This window comes from Marinobacter sp. BW6, from assembly GCF_008107725.1.
Classification (GTDB): domain Bacteria; phylum Pseudomonadota; class Gammaproteobacteria; order Pseudomonadales; family Oleiphilaceae; genus Marinobacter.
The window spans coordinates 43,502-62,408 of the sequence record NZ_VIRN01000061.1 but is presented as its reverse complement, the minus strand read 5'-3'; the positions used below and the strand labels follow the sequence as shown (position 1 = coordinate 62,408).

The following is an 18,907-nucleotide window of genomic DNA, read 5'->3' as shown; positions in this document are numbered from 1 at the left end:
AACAATCTACGGATGAAAACCAGGAGAAAACCAATGTCCCGATTTGTGTTGATGTTCGCTGCTGTGATCATGGCGTTTTCATTCCCGGCGATGGCCGAAACCCGAATTGGTGTTGTCGATTTGCGTCAGGCGCTGTTTTCGTCTGATGACGCCAAGATCTTCAGCGAGTCACTCCAGAAGGATTTTGCAGGAGATGAAGCCCGCGTGCGTGAAGCTCAGGAAGAGGCCCGCAAACTCCAGGAGCGCCTCGAAAAGGACGGCGCCATGATGAACGAGAGTGAGCGCAATAAGCTGGCAGGCGAGTTTCAGGAAAAGGTAAAAGAGTTCAACTTCCTGAAGCAACGGCTGGATTCAACGGTGAATCAGCGCAAGCAGGCGTTTCTGGAGCAGGCTCGTCCCGAGGTGGACGCAGCGGTCAAGGAGCTTCTCGAGGAGAATAACCTTGATCTGATCCTGCCAAGCGAAGCTGTAGTTTATGTAAAGCCGGAAATGAATCTGACCTCTCAGCTTCTAGAAAAACTGAATCGTTAATCTGTGATGGGCACCCCGGTGCCCTGATCGTTGCTTGGGAGCTCGCAATGACAGAAAGGTCCTATCGCCTTGGGGATATTGCCAATGCCCTGGGTGCGGAGCTACGGGGTGATCCTGATGTAAAGGTATCGGGTCTGGCGACGTTACATACTGCCGGCCCCGGACAGATCAGCTTTCTGGCCAATCCGTCCTATGGCAAATATCTTGCTGATACACGTGCCTCGGCCGTTATTGCGTCGCCGGCCTCGGCGAAAGATGCTCCGACCAACGTCCTTTTACTGGACAACCCCTACCTCGGATATGCTCAACTGAGCCACTGGTTTGATCCCGCCCCTGTTGCTTCGCCCGGCGTCCATGCGACTGCGGTGGTCGATCCGTCCGCTACCATTGCTGACGACGCCAGTATCGGTCCGAACGTGGTGGTGGAAGCCGGGGTAGTTATTGGCGAAAAAGTTGTTGTAGGAGCCGGTTCGGTTATTGGGGCTCGCTCCCGGGTTGGGGCTGGGACCCTGATTCGGCCAAGGGTGACTCTGGCTCACGACGTGATAATTGGCGAGCGTTGCCACATACTCAGCGGTGCCGTCATCGGCTCCGACGGTTTTGGTTTCGCCAATGAGAAGGGCGTATGGCACCGTATCGCACAGCTCGGTCGGGTTGTTATCGGGAATGATGTGGAAGTGGGTGCCAACACCACCATTGATCGCGGGGCATTGGACGATACTGTGATTGGAAACGGGGTAAAGCTCGATAACCTGATCCAGATTGCCCATAACGTAAGCATCGGAGATCACAGCGCCATGGCTGCCATGGTTGGCATTGCCGGAAGTACCCGCATCGGGCGGCACTGCGTGTTCGGTGGCGCCTCTGGCGTCGCCGGCCATCTGGACATTGCCGATCAGGTTCATCTGACTGGTATGACTCTGGTAACGGGTGACATTCGTGAGCCTGGGGTCTATTCATCCGGCACCAGCGCCGATAGCAATCGTCAGTGGCGCAAGAATGCTGTCCGCTTCCGGCAGCTCGATGCTCTGGCTCGACGGGTAAAAGAACTGGAAAAGAAATTAGAGGGCTGAGGCCGATCAACATGATGAACATCGACGAAATTTTGGAATACCTGCCGCACCGATACCCGTTTTTGCTGGTGGATCGTGTAACGGAGGTCGAAAAGGGAAAATCGATCAAGGGCTACAAGAATATTTCGTTTAACGAGTCGTTCTTCCAGGGCCATTTCCCGAACAACCCGATCATGCCGGGTGTGTTAATTATCGAAGCCATGGCACAGCTCTCGGGCATTCTCGGTTTTGTGACCGTGGGCCGGAAACCTTCTGACGGCGTGGTACAATACCTCGCCGGCTCAAGTAAAGCCCGATTCAAACGCCCGGTTTTGCCGGGGGATCAACTGTGTATGGAGTCGGAACTCATCTCCGGTAAACGGGGTATTTACAAATTCGAGTGTCGCGCCCTGGTCGACGGTGAAGTCGTTTGCGTGGCAGAGATTCTGACCGCTGAGAGAGAAGTTTGATGGCGACAAATGACTGGTCGGGTGTCCATCCTCAGGCGATTGTAGACCCGTCAGCCAGGCTCGGGGACGACGTCACGGTTGGGCCCTGGAGTTACATTGGCCCGAATGTGGAAGTTGGCGAGGGCACCGAGATCCTGTCCCACGTGGTTGTTAAGGGGCCTACCGTTATCGGTCGAAACAACCGCATTTTTCAGTTTTCCAGTATCGGCGAAGAGTGCCAGGACAAGAAATACGCGGGCGAGCCCACAACACTGGTGATTGGTGACAATAACGTCATTCGGGAGAATTGCACTATTCACCGAGGCACGGTCCAGGACCGCGGTGAAACCCGTATTGGCAGCGGCAACCTTTTGATGGCCTACGTGCATGTCGCCCATGACTGTATTGTTGGCGACAACACCATTCTGGCCAATTGTGCGACCCTGGCGGGCCATGTGTCGGTCGGTGATTTTGCGATTCTGGGTGGCGGCACCATGGTGCACCAATTCTGCCATATTGGTGCTCACAGCATGGCGGCCGGTGGCAGCATCGTACTCAAAGACATTCCCGCTTATGTGATGGCAAGTGGCCAGTCAGCCGAGCCGCATGGTATGAACGTTGAGGGCCTCAAACGCCGTGGTTTCAGTAAAGACGTTTTGCTGGCTTTGCGCCGAGCTTACAAGGTCATCTACCGTCAGGGGCTGACCACGGAACAGGCCGTCGAAGAGCTCGAGAAATCCTATTCCGATATTCCGGAAATACGGCCCCTCATTGACTCCCTGCGTGGAGCACACCGCGGCATCATCCGCTAACCCGGCAGGAGCCTGTCGGTGACTGATCTTTCTCACGCGACCATCAGCGATCGTAAAATCACATTCGGAATCATTGCGGGCGAGGCATCGGGGGATATCCTTGGTGCCGGTCTGATCCGCTCGCTCCGTCAACGCTACCCTCATGCCCGATTCGTGGGAATTGGTGGTGAGGAGATGGTTGCCGAAGGTTTTCATTCCCTGGTGCCGATAGAGCGCCTGTCGGTAATGGGGTTGGTGGAAGTCCTGGGGCGAATCCGTGAGCTGTTCAGCATCCGGGCTCGACTGCTGGAGTATTTCTTCACCACCCCTCCGGATGTGGTCATAGGTATCGATTCCCCGGATTTCACTCTGGCTATCGAACGGCGCTGCCGCGAGGCTGGTATTCTTTCTGTCCATTATGTCAGTCCTTCAGTCTGGGCTTGGCGGCAGAAGCGAATCTTCAAGATCGCCAAATCGGTCAACTTGATGCTGACTCTGTTCCCCTTCGAAGCCAGGTTTTACGAGGAGCATCACGTGCCTGTGGCGTTTGTGGGTCATCCCCTGGCGGATCGCATTCCCATGGAGCCGGATACCCTCAAAATGAGGGCGTCGCTTGGTATAGATGCCGATGCGGCTGTGTTAGCGGTTCTTCCCGGCAGTCGGGCAGGGGAGGTGGACAGGCTAGGAACCTTGTTCCTGGAAGCCTCTCGCTGGATCCAGGAAAGGCGCCCGGATCTTCAGTTGGTGATTCCATGTGTGAATCGGGACCGTGAGAAGCAGGTGCGCGATCTGGTCGATGCGCTCGAGGTGAAACTGCCGGTCACAATTGTGCGAGGCCGATCCAGAGACGTGATGGCCGCCTCCGACGTCGTTCTACTGGCTTCAGGAACTGCGACTCTTGAAGCGATGCTACTGAAAAAGCCGATGGTTGTAGGTTACCGACTTAGCGGATTCAGCTATGCCCTGTTATCGAAGCTGGTGAAGGTGCCTCACGTCGCATTGCCCAATTTGCTTGCCAAGCGCCAACTGGTGCCGGAACTGCTCCAGGACGACGCCACAGCGGAAAGCCTGGGCACAGCAGTGCTTGAGCGCCTGGAAAACACAAAGGAGAGGGTGCGGCTCAAGGAGGCCTTTACCGAGTTGCACCATACTCTGAAGCAGGGTGCCGATGAAAAAGCTGCCCAGGCGATTTCAGACCTGATAGAGCAGGGTGCCCGCTGATGCCCAAGACTCCTTTGCCACCTTTCGAATGTCGTTACACGGGCTCCCTCCTGGCCGGTGTGGATGAGGTTGGTCGGGGCCCACTGATCGGGGCCGTCGTTACTGCTGCGGTGATTCTGGATCCGGATCGACCGATCGCTGGCCTGGCTGACTCGAAGAAGCTTACTGAAAAACGCCGTAGCGCCCTCTATGAGCAGATTCTTGCGCATGCCAAAGCCTGGAGCATAGGTCGCTGCGAGGCTCATGAGATCGACAGGCTGAATATCTATCAGGCCACAATGCTGGCCATGGAACGTGCAGTTGCCGGGCTGGCAATCGTTCCCGAATACGTGCTGGTGGATGGTAACCGCTGCCCAAAGTGGCGCTGGCCGTCAGAGCCGGTCATCAAGGGCGATAGCCGGGTAGAAGCCATTAGCGCAGCTTCCATCATTGCCAAGGTCACCCGTGACCGGGAGATGGAGGCGCTGGAGACACGCTTTCCGGGATTTGGCCTCGCGCAGCACAAGGGGTACCCGACACCCATCCACCTGGAAGCCTTGCGACGCCTCGGTGCAACTTCTGAACACCGGCGTTCTTTCCGGCCGGTTCAGGACGTTATCGAGCAGGTCGGAGTTTATCGCGAGGATATCAGTCCAGAGCCTGAACAACTGCAGTACCGAACCGATCTTTTTGAAGATATGGATTGACAGCGTCAGATCGAATCCTTAATATACGCGCACGTTGATCGGGGTGTCCCGGTAAACAACCAGTTTTAATGCGGGGTGGAGCAGTCTGGTAGCTCGTCGGGCTCATAACCCGAAGGTCGTAGGTTCGAATCCTGCCCCCGCTACCATTATTAAAATAAAGCCCGCTTTTTGCGGGCTTTATTGTTTTTAGGCGGGGCTTTTGAGTCGCCGACTGTTTTTAAGCACTGCGTGCCGCAGTGTCGGCGCCGCAAACGCTCAGTCGCGTCCGCTCCCCGCTACCATTCTTGAAAAAAAGGTCCGCAATTGCGGACCTTTTTGTTTTGTAAGTCACTCCTGTCACCTTTCCCAGCTTAGACTTTTTTACAGTACCGCCCGCTGCTATCGGCTTCTCAGGCAAATTTTTGCCCGTCTAATCAGTAACTCCCCTTACTTCATTACGAGTCCCTGACGAGAAATTGACAATTTTTTAACTAGGGGGATGACATGTTTCACATCGATAATTCGCCCCGTTTTATAAAATTTAAAAAATTAGACGAAAAATTGGTGATTTTTGCTTATGAAGTACGTCATAAAAGTGGCGAAAGCATGGGGCGCCGCGTTTGTCCTGGGAGCGCTGCTCACAGGGTGTGGCGGTGGTGGGTCTTCCGAGTCTGCGAGTACACAAGCTGGTTCCAGTGGAGTGATGTCATCTCCTGAGCGATCCGCAGTATTGAGCTGGAGCGCTCCACTGACTCGAGTGAACGGCGAGAGCATCCCGATGGGTGAACTCGACCGATATGTGATTCGTTACGGCCAGGACGCTGACGAATTGAGTGAAAAAGTTGTCGTCACCAATGCCCAGGCCGAAGCGGAAATGTCTTACGAAGTAAGTGGACTGGAGGCCGGTACCTGGTATTTCACCATTCAGGTTCAGGACACCAATGGGCTGATCAGTGAGCCTTCCGATGTCGTAAGCAAATCCATCCGCTCCTGAGGCAGTGCATCGAGTGTCTGGAGTTTGAGGTCTCAGACCATTGGGTCTGCAATCGGAAGTTTGAGGGTGAAAGCAGAGCCTTCGCCTGGTTGCGATGACACCGATATTTCCCCTTTGTGTTTTTCTACGACGGTTTTTACAAAGGAAAGACCGAGCCCGGTGCCACGCACTCCGGCCAATTCAGTGCTTTTTTGACGCCGGTAGCGATCAAATAGGTGCGGCAGTTCCTCTGGATCGATTCCTGTGCCCTCATCCGCGATGGTCAAGCACGCTTGGTGGCCGGCGCGGAATACCTGAATACTGACATCTGATCCATTCGGGCTGTATTGAACTGCATTGGTAAGCAGGTTGATAACGGCCCGTTCCAGAAGCTCCGCATTGCCCTTCAACCACAGGTCTTCAGTGCCCTGTAACTGCAGCTGTATCTGCTTCTCGACGGCCTGCTCACTGACGCTGTCCCGCGCGTTTTCAACAATGGCCAGAAATTCGCATTCGTAGAACCGGGTTTCTGTTAACTGCTCCGCCCGCGCCAGCTGAACGAATTCCTCGGCCAGATGATAGCTTCTTCGGGCCAGCCGCCCCAGTTGGTCGAGTTGTTCCTGTTCAATGTCGCTGGGGTCACGCTTCAGCTGTTCAATCAGAGCAAGCTGTGAAACCAGTGGTGAGCGTACGTCGTGGGAAATAAAGTCGATGGCTTCACGATGCTGGCGCTGCTGCTCCCGAAGTTCTGATATGTCGGAAATATTGGCTATGATGCCCTGCTGGTCGCTGTCGGGTAGTGAAAACGGAGCGAAATGAATCAGGAAATCCTTGTCGCGGATTCTCAGGTCTACGGTTCGGCTCTGCTGCAGAGTCAGGGTATCGGAAACGGTTTCATGCCAGGGGGGCGTTTCCCGAGGGTCATGTCCCTCGAGTAGTCTTACCAGAGGCAGGCCTCCGAGGCTAGGCATGGGTTCCAGGAACCACTCCTCAATATGGCCGTTGGCAAAGCGGATAACACCCAGCTCATCGGTCACGATGATGCCGTCGGGCATGCGCTCAAAGCTTCTGCGGATAAACTGCTGCATATGATTCAGTCGATCCGTGGCGAGGCGAACCCGTTCTATTCGGGCTGAAATGTTTTCGTTGGGTCTTGAGACTGAATCAGATTGCGCAGGTTGATCAAGATGAAGTCTGCGCAGGTAGCGCTGTATGGCTTCGCGTCCGAGGTCATTGGGCAGTATCAGACCCAGCTGATAGCGTGTACCGGCGCGCAGGAGCTGAATCCAGCTGCGGTTGCTGTCGTGGAACCAATGGCCGGTGGTCAGGTCATCCGGAATATCGGCCCGCGACAAACCCTGGGCGGAGAGGATCTCTGTTTCCTTGGCCAAAAGCCATCCAGTAGGACGGAACAGTGACTGGAAGTGCTCAAGCAGCTGCGTTGGGTTCCTTCCCGAAGGCGCTGGCAGGGCAACCTGGGGGCCTCTGGCCAGGTCGTCCAGCTGCCGGTTCAGAAAACGATTGGTCATGGCCAGGCGGAGGCCGCTGGATACCGGAAAGGCCAAAAGAGGAGCCAGCATAGCGTCCGCCAGGGGGACCCACCATCTCATCGCCAGAAGCATGAACAGATAAAAGCTGGCCAGTCCGACCAGGGCGGTTGCACAGGCCAGCAGAGTGCGTGCCGGGCGCATCGGAGGCAGGGCCAGCGCGAGTATCAGGATGGTTGCTATAGCCAATAGGGCCGAGGCCCACTTCGGCGCCGGTCGAATCAGAAGTCCCTGGGTTTGGGCTGAAAACACGTTGGCGTGAAACTCAACACCGGACATCGGACGGCTCAGGCCAGAGAAGGGAGTGGGCAGTATGTCTCCGAAGCCGGCGGCCGTGGCGCCGATAAAGACCGTTTTGCCTCTGAAGCGTTCGGGTGCAGGTGGTTGCGTCAGCACCTGTGCGAAGGAGTATGCCTGCAGAGAGCCAGCGCCACCGATCAGAGGAACGGCGCGATACTGATCCCGAACATTTACATAGGAAGGAGTTTCGTTCGTCTGTGAACTTTGCGGCCCGACCCCGTTAGCAGCCAGGGCAAGGCTGGGCCAAAGTTGGCGGCCCAGGCCATTGAACAAGTACAGCCCGCGGGCGACGCCGTCGCTGTCCAGTTCCACGTGGGCATGGCCAAGCCCTGCAGCCGCTGAAGACAGCTTTCCGACAGGCAGTTGTTCACTTAAAAGGTACTGGGATGTAGGGGGAGACAGGAACACCGGCAGGATTACGTTGCCGTGACTGCGCATCTGTTCTGCCAGTTGCTGGTCATCGGGCGACGGTTCCGCAAACAGGATGTCGAAGACAATGGCTTTTGCGCCTGCCTGTTCGAGCTTGCCGATGAGCTCGGCGTGCAGGTTGCGGGGCCAGGGCCAGCGGCCCAGTCGGTTGAGACTGAGTTCGTCAATGGTAACCAACACTACCTCATCCGAAGCTTCCAGAGGGTTTGAGGTAATAGCCTGGTCGTATAGCCAGTAATCAAGGCGCTGAGGCAGTTCGGTTGTCTGGATGAGCAGAAGCAGTGCCAGCAGTATCAGGCCCAGAGTCCAAGGGGTCGTTTTAATTGGCAGCCAATCCCGGTTCATGAGCCCTGCTGTGTGGTTCGGTCGATCAACGGATTATTCCAGGTACAATTCCCTCCCGGGTCCCCAGCGGCTTTGCAAAGGACCATCAGAAAGAGCTTTCAGGCGCACAAAATACCGTCTTCCGGGAATCAGACGCAAGGCTGCCGTGGTATCAGGCAACGTTGCTTCCTTGATGATGTTGTTGAAGCCAGGCTCCTCCGAGAGCTGCAGCCGGTAGTCTGTCGCCGTGTTCACCTTCTCCCAGAACACCCTTACCTGGCTGTCGATGTAGTTAACGCTGATAATTCGAACCGGTGGCAGGCTGCCATTGACCACAAGCTCTCGCGGCTGGGTGGTAGCGACTGAGTTGCCACCTGCTTCGGTAACGACGCGCCAGTAATATTTGCCAGGCCCAAGAGGACGCGAGGGCAGGGCTGCCGATTCCGGCGCCCATTCGCTCGTGGCGATCAGGTTCCGAAAGTTCTTGTCCTCGGCAATCTCTACTCGAGCCACTTCGTTGTCGCCCTCAAGCTGCCAGCGGAACTCTGGCATGTCGTCGTTCACCGTGTCGCCATCTTCGGGAGATACCAGGGTGGCGATCCTGGCCTGAAGATCAACCTCCACCGGGACGACATGGGGCATGCCTGCGGTACCGCGGCTGTCGAGCGCCGCCAGGTGAACCTCATAGCTGCCGTTATCAAGTCGCCCGATATCAAAGCTATTACCTGTAAGTTTGCGGCTTTCCACCCAGCGGCCGGTATCGCTTTCGAAAATATCTACCCGATGCATGGGCGCACGGCTTTCCTGCCAGGTCATCGTGGTCGGCAGTTGGGTCAGCGTCGGGGGAAGTGGATCGAGCGCCGGCGCTGGCGGCAGGCGGCGAATGCTGAGTGCGTCATTGTCGGTGGTGGACAGGCTCGCACCGAAACCCGCTGGAATGCGGCGGGTCTTGCCGGGTGCTCCGAAGTCCACTTCGCCTTCGGTTACTTGCAGCCTGGTGCCCTCCGTAGACGTCTGGAGCGCAAACGCGGTTCCGCGAACGGCGGCGACTGCCGACGGCGTTTCAATCTCGAATCGGGCGCCACCTTCCATGACTGGCTTCACCCGGGTATGGATCTCGCCCCTGTCGAGACGGAGCCGAGTATCCACCATTCCGGCTTTGCCATACTGGGTCAGGCGGTTGAAGATCAGTCGTGAATTCGGAGAAATTCGCACTTCCGAGCCGTCTGCCAGTTCTACGGTGGCGGTTCCGGACGCTGACAGAATTTCATCACCGACACGAACAAGGGTGTTTTCACCAAGGGGCGTTTTCCGGCCGGTATTTCCGGAAATCAGCTGCACGGTTCCGGTTACCGATGTCGCTCGCGCCGGTTGCGGCTGGCGCTTCAGCCAGGTCAGTGGAATGCGAACGCTGTCGCCGGTACCCAGTGTGGCGCCGTTGCCAATCTTGTTGTACTGCAGCAGGCGACTGGCCGGATAGTTCGGAGCGAGCAGGTCGCTGGCCACCTCCGAAAAGCTCTCCCCAGGGCGCAACGTATAGATCCACTCCGGCGCCGGGTTGGTGGAGGAGGCGTCGGAATACCCGGCAGAACCTTGCGTCACTGACAGTTCCGCAGCCGCAGGTACTGCGCAAACAAGCAGCGCCAGCATCAGCAGCAGTACAGGCAATCGCGGAGCTGGGCTGTCAGTCATTGGCCGCCCTGGCGGGTTCGTGGGCGTCAAACGCTTGTTCCTGTGCCTTCATGGCTTCCAGGCGGTAGCCCCGCTGGTAGATCGTCTTGATTCGGAAGCCATTTTCAGGATTCAGGCCCAGGCGACGTCGAAGGCGGCTCATGTGGGTGTCCACAGTGCGGGTGTTAATGTCCCTCGCCAGACCCCATACGCGCTCAAGTAGCATTTCGCGAGTCAGCAGCCGACCCTGGTTCTGGAACAGAAACAGGGTCAGGTCAAAGTCTTTGTCGGTCAGTGTCAGTTCCTCACCATGAAGCGCAATGACTCGCTGCTGCGTGTTGATTTCAAACGGTCCATAGCGGAGCACTTCCTTCTCGCTGTCAGGATTGGAACGCCTTGCCAGGGCGTTGATGCGCGCGACCAGTTCCGCTGCTCGGGCGGGTTTGGCCAGGTAGTCGTCAGCGCCGGCGTCCAGAGCGCGAACAATGTCTGCCTCGCTGTCACGCTGGGTGAGAAAGACGACTGGAATTGGCCAGTTCAACTGGGCTCGAACGCTCTCGAGAACGTCTATGCCAGTCATGTCCGGAATCTGCCAGTCCATAATAAGCAGGTCATAGCTGCGATGCAGAACCGCGCTCAGGAAATTCTGGCCGGTAGGGAAGCTGTCGCAGTGATGCCCGCGCTCAGACAGAATCGACTGGATGTGCTGTGCCTGTTCGGTTTCATCTTCAAGCAAAGCAATGCGCATTAAGCCTCTCCCGGAGTGTTGCTCTCTTGCCTGTTATGGAGCAGAGCTTTTGGCGGACTACTCTGCTATATCAAGCAATTATCACAAAATGTGGATCTGCGTTCAGTATCGTTATGTAGACTTGCGTAAACGGACTGCAGGCTTTCCGTTGTCGTCGTCCAGTGTTTGTCGGCAGCCGGGGAAATTACTGCAGCCCCAGAACCAGCCTTTTTTGCCTTTTCGCCGCACCAGGGGCGAGAAACAATGGGGGCAGGGAATGGGCTTCTGGCTGGTGCCGTCCTGGGGGCTGGCCTCTTCCAGTGGTCGGGTGCCCCGGCAATCCGGGTAGCGGGTGCAGGCATAGAATCGGCCGAACTTGCCGTCTCGTTCCAGCATCGGTGCCCGGCATTTAGGGCAATGGGGCAATGTCTCCGATGGAGCTGTCCCGCTGTGTTCGGAGTCTTGGGCCGGCTGGCCCTGGGGCCGGTCCAGAAAGCCTCGAATTTCATCTTTCAGGGTGTCCAGGAACTTTCTCGGGTCACCCTCTCCGCGGCGAATGCTTTCCAGGTTTGCTTCCCACACAGCGGTACGATCCGGTTTGCTGACTGATTCGGGAAGGGCGCTGATTAATGCCTTGGCTTTGTCGGTGGCCCGGATGTGTCGACTGTCTCGGTAAAGATAATCCCGCTTGAACAGGGTGTCGATGATGGCCGCGCGGGTCGCCTCGGTGCCCAGGCCATCGGTTTCGCGCAGGGTTTTGCGAAGTTCGGTATCGGTTACAAAGCGGGCAATATTGGTCATCGCCGAGAGCAGGGTCGCATCGGTGAAATGCTGGGGCGGCTGGGTTTTCCGCTCTGTAAGGCTGCTCTCTTCGCAGAATATCGGTTCACCTTTTTCCAGCCTCGGCAGAGGTGTCTTGTCCGGCTCGTTGCGTCCTTCCCGGAGTTTAAGTTCCAGCGTTTTCCAGCCAGGCACCAGGATGGCGGTTTCCGTCGCGCGGAACTGGTGTTCTGACACTCGTACCGTCAATTTGCCTTCCCGGTGGACGGCATCTGGCGCGAACTGCATCAGGTAGTAGCGGCTGATCAGGCCGTAGATCTTTTCTTCCGCTGCGCTGAGTTTGCCGTTGGCCGTGGGGCGGCTGGTTGGGATAATGGCGTGGTGAGCGTCGACTTGTTTGTCGTTCCACGCGGGAGTCCTGCGGTCCAGGTCTGCGCTGCTACAGGCCTCCTCAAGAGGCGGTGCCACCCGGGCAATGGCCCTTACCACCTGTTCCCGCTGGGCGTAATGGCCTTCCGGTAAGTACCGGCAGTCGGACCGCGGGTAGGTAATGAGCTGGTGACGCTCGTACAGGTTCTGAGCGGTATCCAGCACTTCTTTGGCGCCCATCCGGAACAGTCTGCCAGCCTCGATCTGCAAGGCTGATAGAGAAAGCGGTAGCGGTGGAACTTCCGATCGGTCCCGAAAACGGGACTCCGTGATGGTGCCGGGTCGACTCCGGACGTTGTCGGCAATCTGTTCAGCGATTTCCTGGCTTAGCAGGCGATTCTCGTCATCCAGATAGTCGTGGAACTGCTCGTTGGGTATCCAGCGGGCGGTGAAGGTTCGCTGGTCGGCTTCCTCCTCCTGAGCCTTGAATCGGGCTTCAATCCGGTAATAGGGCTTGGGCTGGAAGTTTTCGATGGTGTTGTCACGCTCAACCACAAGGCCGAGTACCGGGGTTTGGACCCGGCCAACCGAATAGACGCCTTGTTCCCCTTGCTGCTGGTAACTGAGCGTATAGAAGCGGGTCAGGTTGATGCCATACAGCCAGTCCGCCCGTTGCCGGGCCAGTGCTGAATGGGAAAGCCGACGGAATTCCCGGTTGTCTTTGGGGCTCTGGATGGCCCTGGCCACGGCCGCCGGCGTCAGATCGTTGATCAGAATGCGCTGCACTGGTGCGCTGGTGCCGAAATATCGGATAACCTCGTCCACCAGCAACTGGCCTTCGCGGTCCGGGTCGCCGGCATGAATAATGGTCTGGGCTTGGCGGATCAGGGATTCCAGCACCTTGAGCTGCTGCCGCACGCTGTCCTTGGGCATGACTTCCCATTGTTCGGGAAACATGGGCAGGTCTTCCTGGCGCCATTTTTTCCACGCCGGGTTATAGCGTGCGGGCTCTGCAGGTTCGAGAAGGTGGCCGATGCACCAGCTTACGGTGGCAGCGTTTTCGCCATTGCCACAGCGTATCCAGCCCTGGCCTTTCTGGTGAGGTCCAGGCAAGGCGGCGGCGATAGCGCGGCCGAGGCTTGGTTTTTCGGCGATGTACAGGTGCATGGGGTTTGGGCGTTTTGGAATCGGGATGGGAATGTGGCGCTTTGGCTTTATGCTGTCAAGGTTCGGGTGGTGCCTGGTATGTGTAGTAGACTGATCGGTGTAGGGGAGGCGGCTGTGGCGATGGCTTTCCCAAAAGACGCCGTGAACCCTTCCATGGGGGCTTGGCGTTGCCATCCCTGGCAACGCACACTTTTGGGAAAGCCATCGCCACACCCGCTTCTGACAACGTGCTATTCGCCTCTCCAGTTCAAACGCGGAGGCAGGAGTATTGAAACATGAAAATCCAGAATGCAATTGAAACCAAGCTGAACGACGCCTTCGATGCGCGTGTTCTTCAGGTGGAGAACGAGAGCCACAAGCACAGTGTGCCGCCGAACTCTGAAACCCATTTCAAGGTGACTCTGGTGTCGCCGGAGTTTGAGGGGCAGATGAGAGTGCGAAGGCACCAGGCGATTTATAAGGTGCTTGCCGAGGAACTGGCGGGGCCGGTTCATGCGCTGGCGTTGCACCTATACTCACCGGAAGAGTGGGAGGCGACCGGTCAGTCGGCGCCGGAGTCTCCGAATTGTATGGGCGGATCCAAGAAGGATCCGGCGATGGCGGCGCGGACCGCACAGGGAGAGGGTTAATGAGTCAGTTTTTCCAGATTCATCCGGAGACGCCACAGAAGCGTCTGATCAATCAGGCGGTGGATATTCTGCGTCGTGGCGGGGTGATCGTGTATCCCACGGATTCAGCCTATGCCATTGGCTGCCATCTGGGTGACAAGCAGGCGGCGGATCGGATCAAGCGGATTCGCAGGTTGGATGACAAGCATAATTTTACGCTGGTGTGCCGGGACCTTTCGGACATCGGGGTATATGCCAAGGTGGACAATACCCAGTACCGGTTGCTGAAGAACTTCACTCCAGGGCCTTACACGTTCATTCTGGATGCTACCAGTGAGGTGCCTCGGCGACTGCTTCATCCGAAGCGGCGTTCAGTGGGCGTTCGCGTGCCGGATAACGCGATTGTGCAAGAGTTGTTGGGTGAGCTTGGTGAGCCAATCATGAGCAGTACCCTGATCCTGCCGGGCGAGACGGATCCCATGACAGATCCCTACGAAATCCGGGATACTCTGGAACATGAGCTGGATCTGATTATTGATGGAGGATTCTGCGGCATGGAAGCTACCACGGTGGTGGACTTTACCGGGGATGCGCCGGTGGTTACCCGGGTTGGTAAAGGAGATCCGGCGCCGTTCGAGGTTTGATCGGCGTTATTTGCCCTGATGTCAGGCCCGGGCGTTAAGGTTGAAGGCGTACGCCCGGCTATTCCCCGCTGCTTCCATTTGCTCGGCACTGACCGAGCGCCGCATGGTGTCGTAACGGTGCACCAGGTCCTGCAGACCATTGAATTGCTGGTTCTCGCTGATCAGCGTGTCCAGTAGCGGGTTGTTAACGCCGTAGGCCTGGTTCAGCTTGAGCGCATTATCCATAAAGTGCAGCGTCGGCTCGTTAACGCTGAGACGATTGAACGCTTCCTTGAAGTTTTTGTTCACGTTCAGGTCTTTCTCAATCTGGGCCCGGGTGTTGTCCGCGATTTTCCCTTCTACTGCAACGCTGCCGTTATCAGTCTTGCTCACGTTCAGAGCGGTTGCTGGATGCAGATTGTATTCGGCAAGTTTGTGCCGCAAGGTCTCCCGAACAAAGGCAAGATCCTGCCCTACGGTTTGTTTGTAATCTGCCATGGCCAGCCGGCGGGCTTTCAATTGTCCAGGGTCGGCCTGACTGTTTTCCGAGGGGGTGAAGCGGTCGTCGCCTGCGGCTGGCTCGGTTTCCACTGTCTTCGCCTGGGCCCCGGTAGCTGCGGCATCCGGGCTGCCGGCGGGTGTCTGACGCTTTTCCATGGCCTGCTGGAACTGGGTGCTGGCCCGGATCAGAGAGGTCAGTAGGGACATGGATGGTTTTCCTCCTTCGAGCAACCGGCGGGCGGTGTCCGAACAGTCAGTATATTGAATGATGAATCTTGTATCCGATCTGTGCAGATTTCAGGCCAACTCCGTGCTGGCCTTCAACGGAGTTGCTTCCGCGAAATACGGTCGACGTTGCTCGGATCTGATCTAGGTCAGGAAATGTTTGACGCATATCTATAAAGTTTGGCGGCAGTTAGCCGTCATTGTGAACAGTTAAACCAATCGTTATGCCGCGGCCTCAGCGGCCCTTCTGCCGGGTCATCATGAAAAAACACTACTCCATTCGTTTTCTGTTACTTGCTGCACTGGCTGCAGCTTTTTCCCTGGTTCTCGTGTTCACGGTGCTCTACAGCGCAAATTCACAGCGCGATCATCTCGAAGAGTACAGCCACAAATATGTGGATGGGTTGGCCAAGTCCTATTTCGACGGGCTGAACACCATGATGGTCACCGGCACTATCGGCAATCGTGACGTACTTCGGGATAAGGTGATGGCGCCTGAGGATGTTCTGGATGTGCGGGTGATTCGCAGTGACCATCTGAACCGCACCTTTGGAGCCGGCACCGCATCGGAGCAGAAAAGGGAGCCCCTGGATGAGAAAGCGCTGTCCGGTGAGCGCGTGGAATCGTATTCCAATAACGAAAAAGGTCGGGTATATACGCTGATCGAGCCGGTGATCGCAAGGGCGGATTACCAGGGCGTAAACTGTCTGGGCTGCCATCAGGCCAGTGAAGGGGATGTGCTGGGTGCCATCCGAGTGGACTATTCCCTGGCTGAAAGCGATGCCCGTTTGCAGCAACAGTTGCTGACCAGTGGCGGCATTCAGGTGGCTATCTTCGCCGCAGTTTTTTTCCTTACCGCTGCGGCACTGACCCGGCTTGTCTTTTCTCGTCTGAGAAGACTCCATGACCGAATGGACGAGATTTCCAGCAATTCCGATCTGACCATTGAGCTGGAGGTTACCCGCAACGACGAAATCGGTTCCGTCTCCCGAGCCTTTAACCGGATGATGGCGAAGATCCGCGAGAGCATGAATACCGTCATGGACAACGCCGAACAGGTTGAGCAGGCGGCCAGAAGCATTGCGGGGAAAGCTGACACTACAGAGCGGGAAGTGCTTGCCCAGCGTGACAACACGGATCAGGTGGCCAGTGCCACCACAGAGATGGCCGCCTCTGCGGTTCAGGTCCGGGAAAATGCCATCCACACCACTCGCAAATCCGCAGATACCGCACAATCCGCCAGCAAGGGTGAAAGCCTTGCCCGCAATGCGGTTGAAGGTATCGAGGCATTGAATAGTGAAGTCCAGAGTGGCGCGCAGCGGATTGAACAGCTGGATCAGCGCACCAGTCAGATGTCGGACATGCTGGAGGTGATCTCCAATATTGCCGACCAGACCAACCTGTTGGCCCTCAACGCCGCCATTGAAGCTGCGCGGGCCGGTGAGCAGGGGCGCGGCTTTTCGGTCGTCGCCGATGAGGTAAGGGCACTTGCCTCAAGAACCCAGGATTCCACGGAGGAAATCAGGAACACCATCAACGGCCTGAAGGGTGAGGTTGTCGATTGTGTGGCCACCATGCGCCACGCTTCTGAGATGGCAGAGCATCAGGTTTCAGCGATTCTGACCGTGGAGTCGGAACTGCAGTCCATTGCCGCTGCCGTGCGCCAGATTACCGATCTCAATCAGGAAATGGAGAGCGCAGCCAACGAGCAGAGCGATGTCTCCGAATCCATCAATCACAACGTGATCGAAATCAGCCGCTCAGCAGAACAGACGTCCGGGGATGCGAAGGAAACAGCCAGAATCGCCGGAGACTTGCTGGCCATGGCTGAGAATCTGAGGAAAACCATCGAACAGTTCCGGGTAAGCCAGGATCGCCGTCATTAGAAGGGCGTAGCGGGGCTGGCGGGATGCTCAGCCACGGTGGTCGGAGACAAATGGGTTAGTGGCTCGCTCCTGACCAAATGTGGACATCGGACCGTGCCCCGGAATGAACTTAACCTCGTCTCCCAGTGGGAACAGTTGTTCGCGGATGGAGCGGATCAGTGTTGCGTGGTCGCCCTTCGGAAAATCCGTGCGACCGATAGAACCGTGGAACAGCACATCACCCACCAGCGCCAGACCTGACTCCCTGTGGAAAAAAACGACATGGCCAGGCGTGTGCCCGGGGCAGTGGAGCACCTCAAGGGTCTGATTGCCCACGGTGACCTGTTGCCCGTCTTCCAGCCAGCGATCCGGTGTGAAGACCTCCGGTGTCGGAAACCCGAACATCTGGGCCTGCTGGGGCAGGCCGACGATCCAGAAATTGTCTTCCTTGTGGGGCCCCTCCACCGGAATGCCTAACGCCTTAGAGAGTTCGGCGGTGCCGCCGGCATGGTCAATGTGGGCATGGGTCAGCAGAATCTTCTCCACAGTGACATTTTCCTCATTCACGGCAGCGCGGATCCGATCGAGATCCCCGCCGGGATCCACAACGGCGGCTTTGTGGGTTTCCTCGCACCAGATCAGCGAGCAGTTCTGCTGGAAAGGTGTGACCGGGATGATTCTGTATTTCAGTGACATACCTGTTCTCAATTGGCGAAGGAAATGATTGATCCGGTTATTTTACGGGAACTTGCCGCGTTACAACGAATGCGCCACGGAGATCACCCTCTGAAAACCCGGTTGCCTTGTCTTCGGGATAGAGTTCAGCCAGCTTTGCCTTAACTTCCGGGGCAATGGACTTGCCGTGACAGCCTAGGCAAAGCTTTTGGGTTGGAATCGCCCTCAAATACTGAAAGGACGGTTGCCCCGACGCTTCGGATACCTGCCAGATTTCCACGGGGTCGCCGTTTCTCACCGGCTGCTGATCCATGGCAAGGAGCTGGATCTCCTGCCAGCCTGTCGGGGTATTATTCGGGTTTCGGACTTTCAGACTGGTCCGGGTGATGGTCCACGCGCCCTTGCTGTTACGCTCGGCAATTTCCGGCGCCACGGTTTTGCAGACGCCAATACCGTTGGTAAGGCCACCTTCCTTGATTGCGGCCTGAAGCGCCTGCTTCAGGGAGCCACCGTAGGCTTTCACCAGTGACCGTGCTTCGGTCACCAGTGCCTCCGGGTCTTCCGTCTGTGGTTGAGCCAGCAGTGGCATGGAAAGGACGGAGCATAAAAGGGCAGTTGTCATGATCGGCTTGGACATTGGGTGCCTCCCGGGCGCTTTTGGGTTTGGAATAAGTGTATAACAAAGATGCCAAACTCAATTTGAGCTAGGGCAGGTCCGCGCCGCCTTTATCAGGAATTACCAGGCCAGCCAGATGACATGACGGGCGCCTTTGCCGGGGCGCAGGGCCCTTACGGTGATTGGCTCAACGGAAAAGCCTGCGCGCCTGAGCCTCTCGGTAAACGCGTGCTCAGGACCGGCAGACCAATAGGCGAGAATGCCGTCAGGGCGGAGGGACTTCTGGGCTGCCGCAATGCCGTCCGGGCTGTAGATCCAGTTGTTTTCTTTGCGGGTCAGGCCTTCGGGGCCGTTATCCACATCCAGCAGAATGGCATCCCATTCACCGCTGCCGTTTCTGAGCAATTCGGCCACATCCCCAATATGTACCCGGGCTCGTGGATCTTGCAAAGGGTTGCCTGCGGCAGAGCCCAGAGGGCCCCGATTCCAGGCTTCCACCTCGGGAACCAGTTCGGCCACCGTAACCTGTGCATCATCTCCGAGAGCGGCCAACGCTGCCGCCAATGTGAAGCCCATGCCCAGCCCGCCAATCAGTACTCGGGGGGCGGGCTGATCGGCAATCCGTTCGCATGCCAGCGTGGCAAGGGCATCTTCCGAACCGTGGATGCGACTGTTCATCAATTCACCGGTGGTGCCGGCGATCTTGATGGAAAATTCATCATTGCGCTGTAACAGGCGTAACTGGGTTCCCTTGCCAGGGATCGTTGCGGTGCCGATTTCAGTGAAGCGTGCCATTCA

18 protein-coding genes and 1 tRNA gene are annotated in these 18,907 nt (G+C 57.1%); 11 read left to right on the top strand and 8 right to left on the bottom strand.

Going from position 1 to position 18,907, the window contains the following annotated elements:
• The first annotated feature begins 33 nt into the window (after window positions 1-33).
• The 8 genes from FMN52_RS05980 (at window position 34) to FMN52_RS05945 (ending at window position 5,703) form a co-directional block, all read left to right on the top strand.
• On the top strand, window positions 34-531 hold the full coding sequence (locus tag FMN52_RS05980; protein WP_148607740.1) for an OmpH family outer membrane protein: 498 nt from the start codon (window positions 34-36) through the stop codon (window positions 529-531).
• Between the two features lie 47 nt (window positions 532-578).
• Window positions 579-1,604 carry a UDP-3-O-(3-hydroxymyristoyl)glucosamine N-acyltransferase gene (gene lpxD, locus FMN52_RS05975; RefSeq protein ID WP_148607739.1) on the top strand — a complete coding sequence of 342 codons (1,026 nt, stop codon included), beginning with the start codon at window positions 579-581 and terminating at the stop codon, window positions 1,602-1,604.
• An 11-nt stretch (window positions 1,605-1,615) separates the two neighbouring features.
• Window positions 1,616-2,053, top strand: coding sequence for a 3-hydroxyacyl-ACP dehydratase FabZ (gene fabZ, locus FMN52_RS05970; protein ID WP_008170365.1), 438 nt, complete (start codon window positions 1,616-1,618; stop codon window positions 2,051-2,053).
• The gene (gene lpxA, locus FMN52_RS05965) at window positions 2,053-2,844 is read left to right on the top strand and encodes an acyl-ACP--UDP-N-acetylglucosamine O-acyltransferase (protein ID WP_148607738.1); all 792 of its coding nucleotides are present in this window, start codon (window positions 2,053-2,055) and stop codon (window positions 2,842-2,844) included. The genes fabZ and lpxA overlap by 1 nt, the downstream gene beginning before the upstream one ends.
• 18 nt (window positions 2,845-2,862) lie before the next feature.
• On the top strand, window positions 2,863-4,044 hold the full coding sequence (lpxB, locus tag FMN52_RS05960) for a lipid-A-disaccharide synthase (protein WP_148607737.1): 1,182 nt from the start codon (window positions 2,863-2,865) through the stop codon (window positions 4,042-4,044).
• Complete coding sequence (gene rnhB / locus FMN52_RS05955) at window positions 4,044-4,730, top strand: ribonuclease HII (protein ID WP_148607736.1); 687 nt, start codon at window positions 4,044-4,046, stop codon at window positions 4,728-4,730. Before lpxB ends, rnhB begins: the two co-directional genes overlap by 1 nt.
• 69 nt (window positions 4,731-4,799) lie before the next feature.
• Window positions 4,800-4,876, top strand: a tRNA-Met gene (locus FMN52_RS05950).
• Between the two features lie 410 nt (window positions 4,877-5,286).
• Window positions 5,287-5,703, top strand: coding sequence for a fibronectin type III domain-containing protein (locus FMN52_RS05945; RefSeq protein ID WP_240339404.1), 417 nt, complete (start codon window positions 5,287-5,289; stop codon window positions 5,701-5,703).
• A gap of 32 nt (window positions 5,704-5,735) precedes the next feature.
• Here FMN52_RS05945 and FMN52_RS05940 read toward each other — a convergent pair whose 3' ends face one another.
• From FMN52_RS05940 to FMN52_RS05925, 4 genes are all read right to left on the bottom strand, one after another.
• The gene (locus FMN52_RS05940; RefSeq protein ID WP_148607730.1) at window positions 5,736-8,303 is read right to left on the bottom strand and encodes a CHASE2 domain-containing protein; all 2,568 of its coding nucleotides are present in this window, start codon (window positions 8,301-8,303) and stop codon (window positions 5,736-5,738) included.
• A 33-nt stretch (window positions 8,304-8,336) separates the two neighbouring features.
• On the bottom strand, window positions 8,337-9,974 hold the full coding sequence (locus FMN52_RS05935; RefSeq protein ID WP_148607729.1) for a FecR domain-containing protein: 1,638 nt from the start codon (window positions 9,972-9,974) through the stop codon (window positions 8,337-8,339).
• Window positions 9,967-10,701 carry a response regulator transcription factor gene (locus FMN52_RS05930; protein WP_148607728.1) on the bottom strand — a complete coding sequence of 245 codons (735 nt, stop codon included), beginning with the start codon at window positions 10,699-10,701 and terminating at the stop codon, window positions 9,967-9,969. Before FMN52_RS05930 ends, FMN52_RS05935 begins: the two co-directional genes overlap by 8 nt.
• 111 nt (window positions 10,702-10,812) lie before the next feature.
• Entirely contained in the window at window positions 10,813-12,996 is a 2,184-nt protein-coding gene (locus FMN52_RS05925) for a DNA topoisomerase III (RefSeq protein ID WP_148607727.1), read from the bottom strand.
• A 275-nt stretch (window positions 12,997-13,271) separates the two neighbouring features.
• On the opposite strand from FMN52_RS05925, the gene FMN52_RS05920 reads away from it, so the two are divergent.
• Window positions 13,272-13,625, top strand: coding sequence for a BolA/IbaG family iron-sulfur metabolism protein (locus FMN52_RS05920; RefSeq protein ID WP_148607726.1), 354 nt, complete (start codon window positions 13,272-13,274; stop codon window positions 13,623-13,625).
• Window positions 13,625-14,248: an L-threonylcarbamoyladenylate synthase gene (locus FMN52_RS05915; RefSeq protein ID WP_148607725.1), complete on the top strand. Its 624-nt coding sequence runs from the start codon at window positions 13,625-13,627 to the stop codon at window positions 14,246-14,248. Before FMN52_RS05920 ends, FMN52_RS05915 begins: the two co-directional genes overlap by 1 nt.
• Window positions 14,249-14,269: 21 nt before the next feature.
• On the opposite strand, the gene FMN52_RS05910 is transcribed toward FMN52_RS05915, so the two are convergent.
• Complete coding sequence (locus FMN52_RS05910; RefSeq protein WP_148607724.1) at window positions 14,270-14,935, bottom strand: hypothetical protein; 666 nt, start codon at window positions 14,933-14,935, stop codon at window positions 14,270-14,272.
• 278 nt (window positions 14,936-15,213) lie between these two features.
• On the opposite strand from FMN52_RS05910, the gene FMN52_RS05905 reads away from it, so the two are divergent.
• Window positions 15,214-16,839, top strand: coding sequence for a methyl-accepting chemotaxis protein (locus FMN52_RS05905; protein ID WP_148607723.1), 1,626 nt, complete (start codon window positions 15,214-15,216; stop codon window positions 16,837-16,839).
• Window positions 16,840-16,866: 27 nt separating this feature from the next.
• Here the strand turns inward: FMN52_RS05905 and FMN52_RS05900 are convergent, their stop codons facing one another.
• From FMN52_RS05900 to FMN52_RS05890, 3 genes are all read right to left on the bottom strand, one after another.
• Window positions 16,867-17,514 (bottom strand): MBL fold metallo-hydrolase, encoded by a 648-nt coding sequence (locus tag FMN52_RS05900; RefSeq protein ID WP_148607722.1) that lies wholly within the window; start codon window positions 17,512-17,514, stop codon window positions 16,867-16,869.
• 37 nt (window positions 17,515-17,551) lie between these two features.
• Entirely contained in the window at window positions 17,552-18,130 is a 579-nt protein-coding gene (locus tag FMN52_RS05895) for a DUF3365 domain-containing protein (protein WP_148607721.1), read from the bottom strand.
• Between the two features lie 99 nt (window positions 18,131-18,229).
• Window positions 18,230-18,904, bottom strand: coding sequence for a hypothetical protein (locus FMN52_RS05890; RefSeq protein WP_148607720.1), 675 nt, complete (start codon window positions 18,902-18,904; stop codon window positions 18,230-18,232).
• Window positions 18,905-18,907 lie beyond the last annotated feature (3 nt).

Bases quoted from the DNA above. Each gene is read 5' to 3' on its own strand.
- FMN52_RS05915 (WP_148607725.1), top strand. From the start codon at position 13,625: ATGAGTCAGTTTTTCCAGATTCATCCGGAGACGCCACAGAAGCGTCTG.
- FMN52_RS05930 (WP_148607728.1), bottom strand. From the start codon at position 10,701: ATGCGCATTGCTTTGCTTGAAGATGAAACCGAACAGGCACAGCACATC.
- lpxD (WP_148607739.1), top strand. From the start codon at position 579: ATGACAGAAAGGTCCTATCGCCTTGGGGATATTGCCAATGCCCTGGGT.
- FMN52_RS05980 (WP_148607740.1), top strand. From the start codon at position 34: ATGTCCCGATTTGTGTTGATGTTCGCTGCTGTGATCATGGCGTTTTCA.
- lpxA (WP_148607738.1), top strand. From the start codon at position 2,053: ATGGCGACAAATGACTGGTCGGGTGTCCATCCTCAGGCGATTGTAGAC.
- FMN52_RS05895 (WP_148607721.1), bottom strand. From the start codon at position 18,130: ATGTCCAAGCCGATCATGACAACTGCCCTTTTATGCTCCGTCCTTTCC.
- fabZ (WP_008170365.1), top strand. From the start codon at position 1,616: ATGATGAACATCGACGAAATTTTGGAATACCTGCCGCACCGATACCCG.
- FMN52_RS05925 (WP_148607727.1), bottom strand. From the start codon at position 12,996: ATGCACCTGTACATCGCCGAAAAACCAAGCCTCGGCCGCGCTATCGCC.
- FMN52_RS05940 (WP_148607730.1), bottom strand. From the start codon at position 8,303: ATGAACCGGGATTGGCTGCCAATTAAAACGACCCCTTGGACTCTGGGC.
- FMN52_RS05890 (WP_148607720.1), bottom strand. From the start codon at position 18,904: ATGGCACGCTTCACTGAAATCGGCACCGCAACGATCCCTGGCAAGGGA.
- FMN52_RS05935 (WP_148607729.1), bottom strand. From the start codon at position 9,974: ATGACTGACAGCCCAGCTCCGCGATTGCCTGTACTGCTGCTGATGCTG.
- rnhB (WP_148607736.1), top strand. From the start codon at position 4,044: ATGCCCAAGACTCCTTTGCCACCTTTCGAATGTCGTTACACGGGCTCC.
- FMN52_RS05910 (WP_148607724.1), bottom strand. From the start codon at position 14,935: ATGTCCCTACTGACCTCTCTGATCCGGGCCAGCACCCAGTTCCAGCAG.
- FMN52_RS05945 (WP_240339404.1), top strand. From the start codon at position 5,287: ATGAAGTACGTCATAAAAGTGGCGAAAGCATGGGGCGCCGCGTTTGTC.
- FMN52_RS05920 (WP_148607726.1), top strand. From the start codon at position 13,272: ATGAAAATCCAGAATGCAATTGAAACCAAGCTGAACGACGCCTTCGAT.
- FMN52_RS05905 (WP_148607723.1), top strand. From the start codon at position 15,214: ATGAAAAAACACTACTCCATTCGTTTTCTGTTACTTGCTGCACTGGCT.
- FMN52_RS05900 (WP_148607722.1), bottom strand. From the start codon at position 17,514: ATGTCACTGAAATACAGAATCATCCCGGTCACACCTTTCCAGCAGAAC.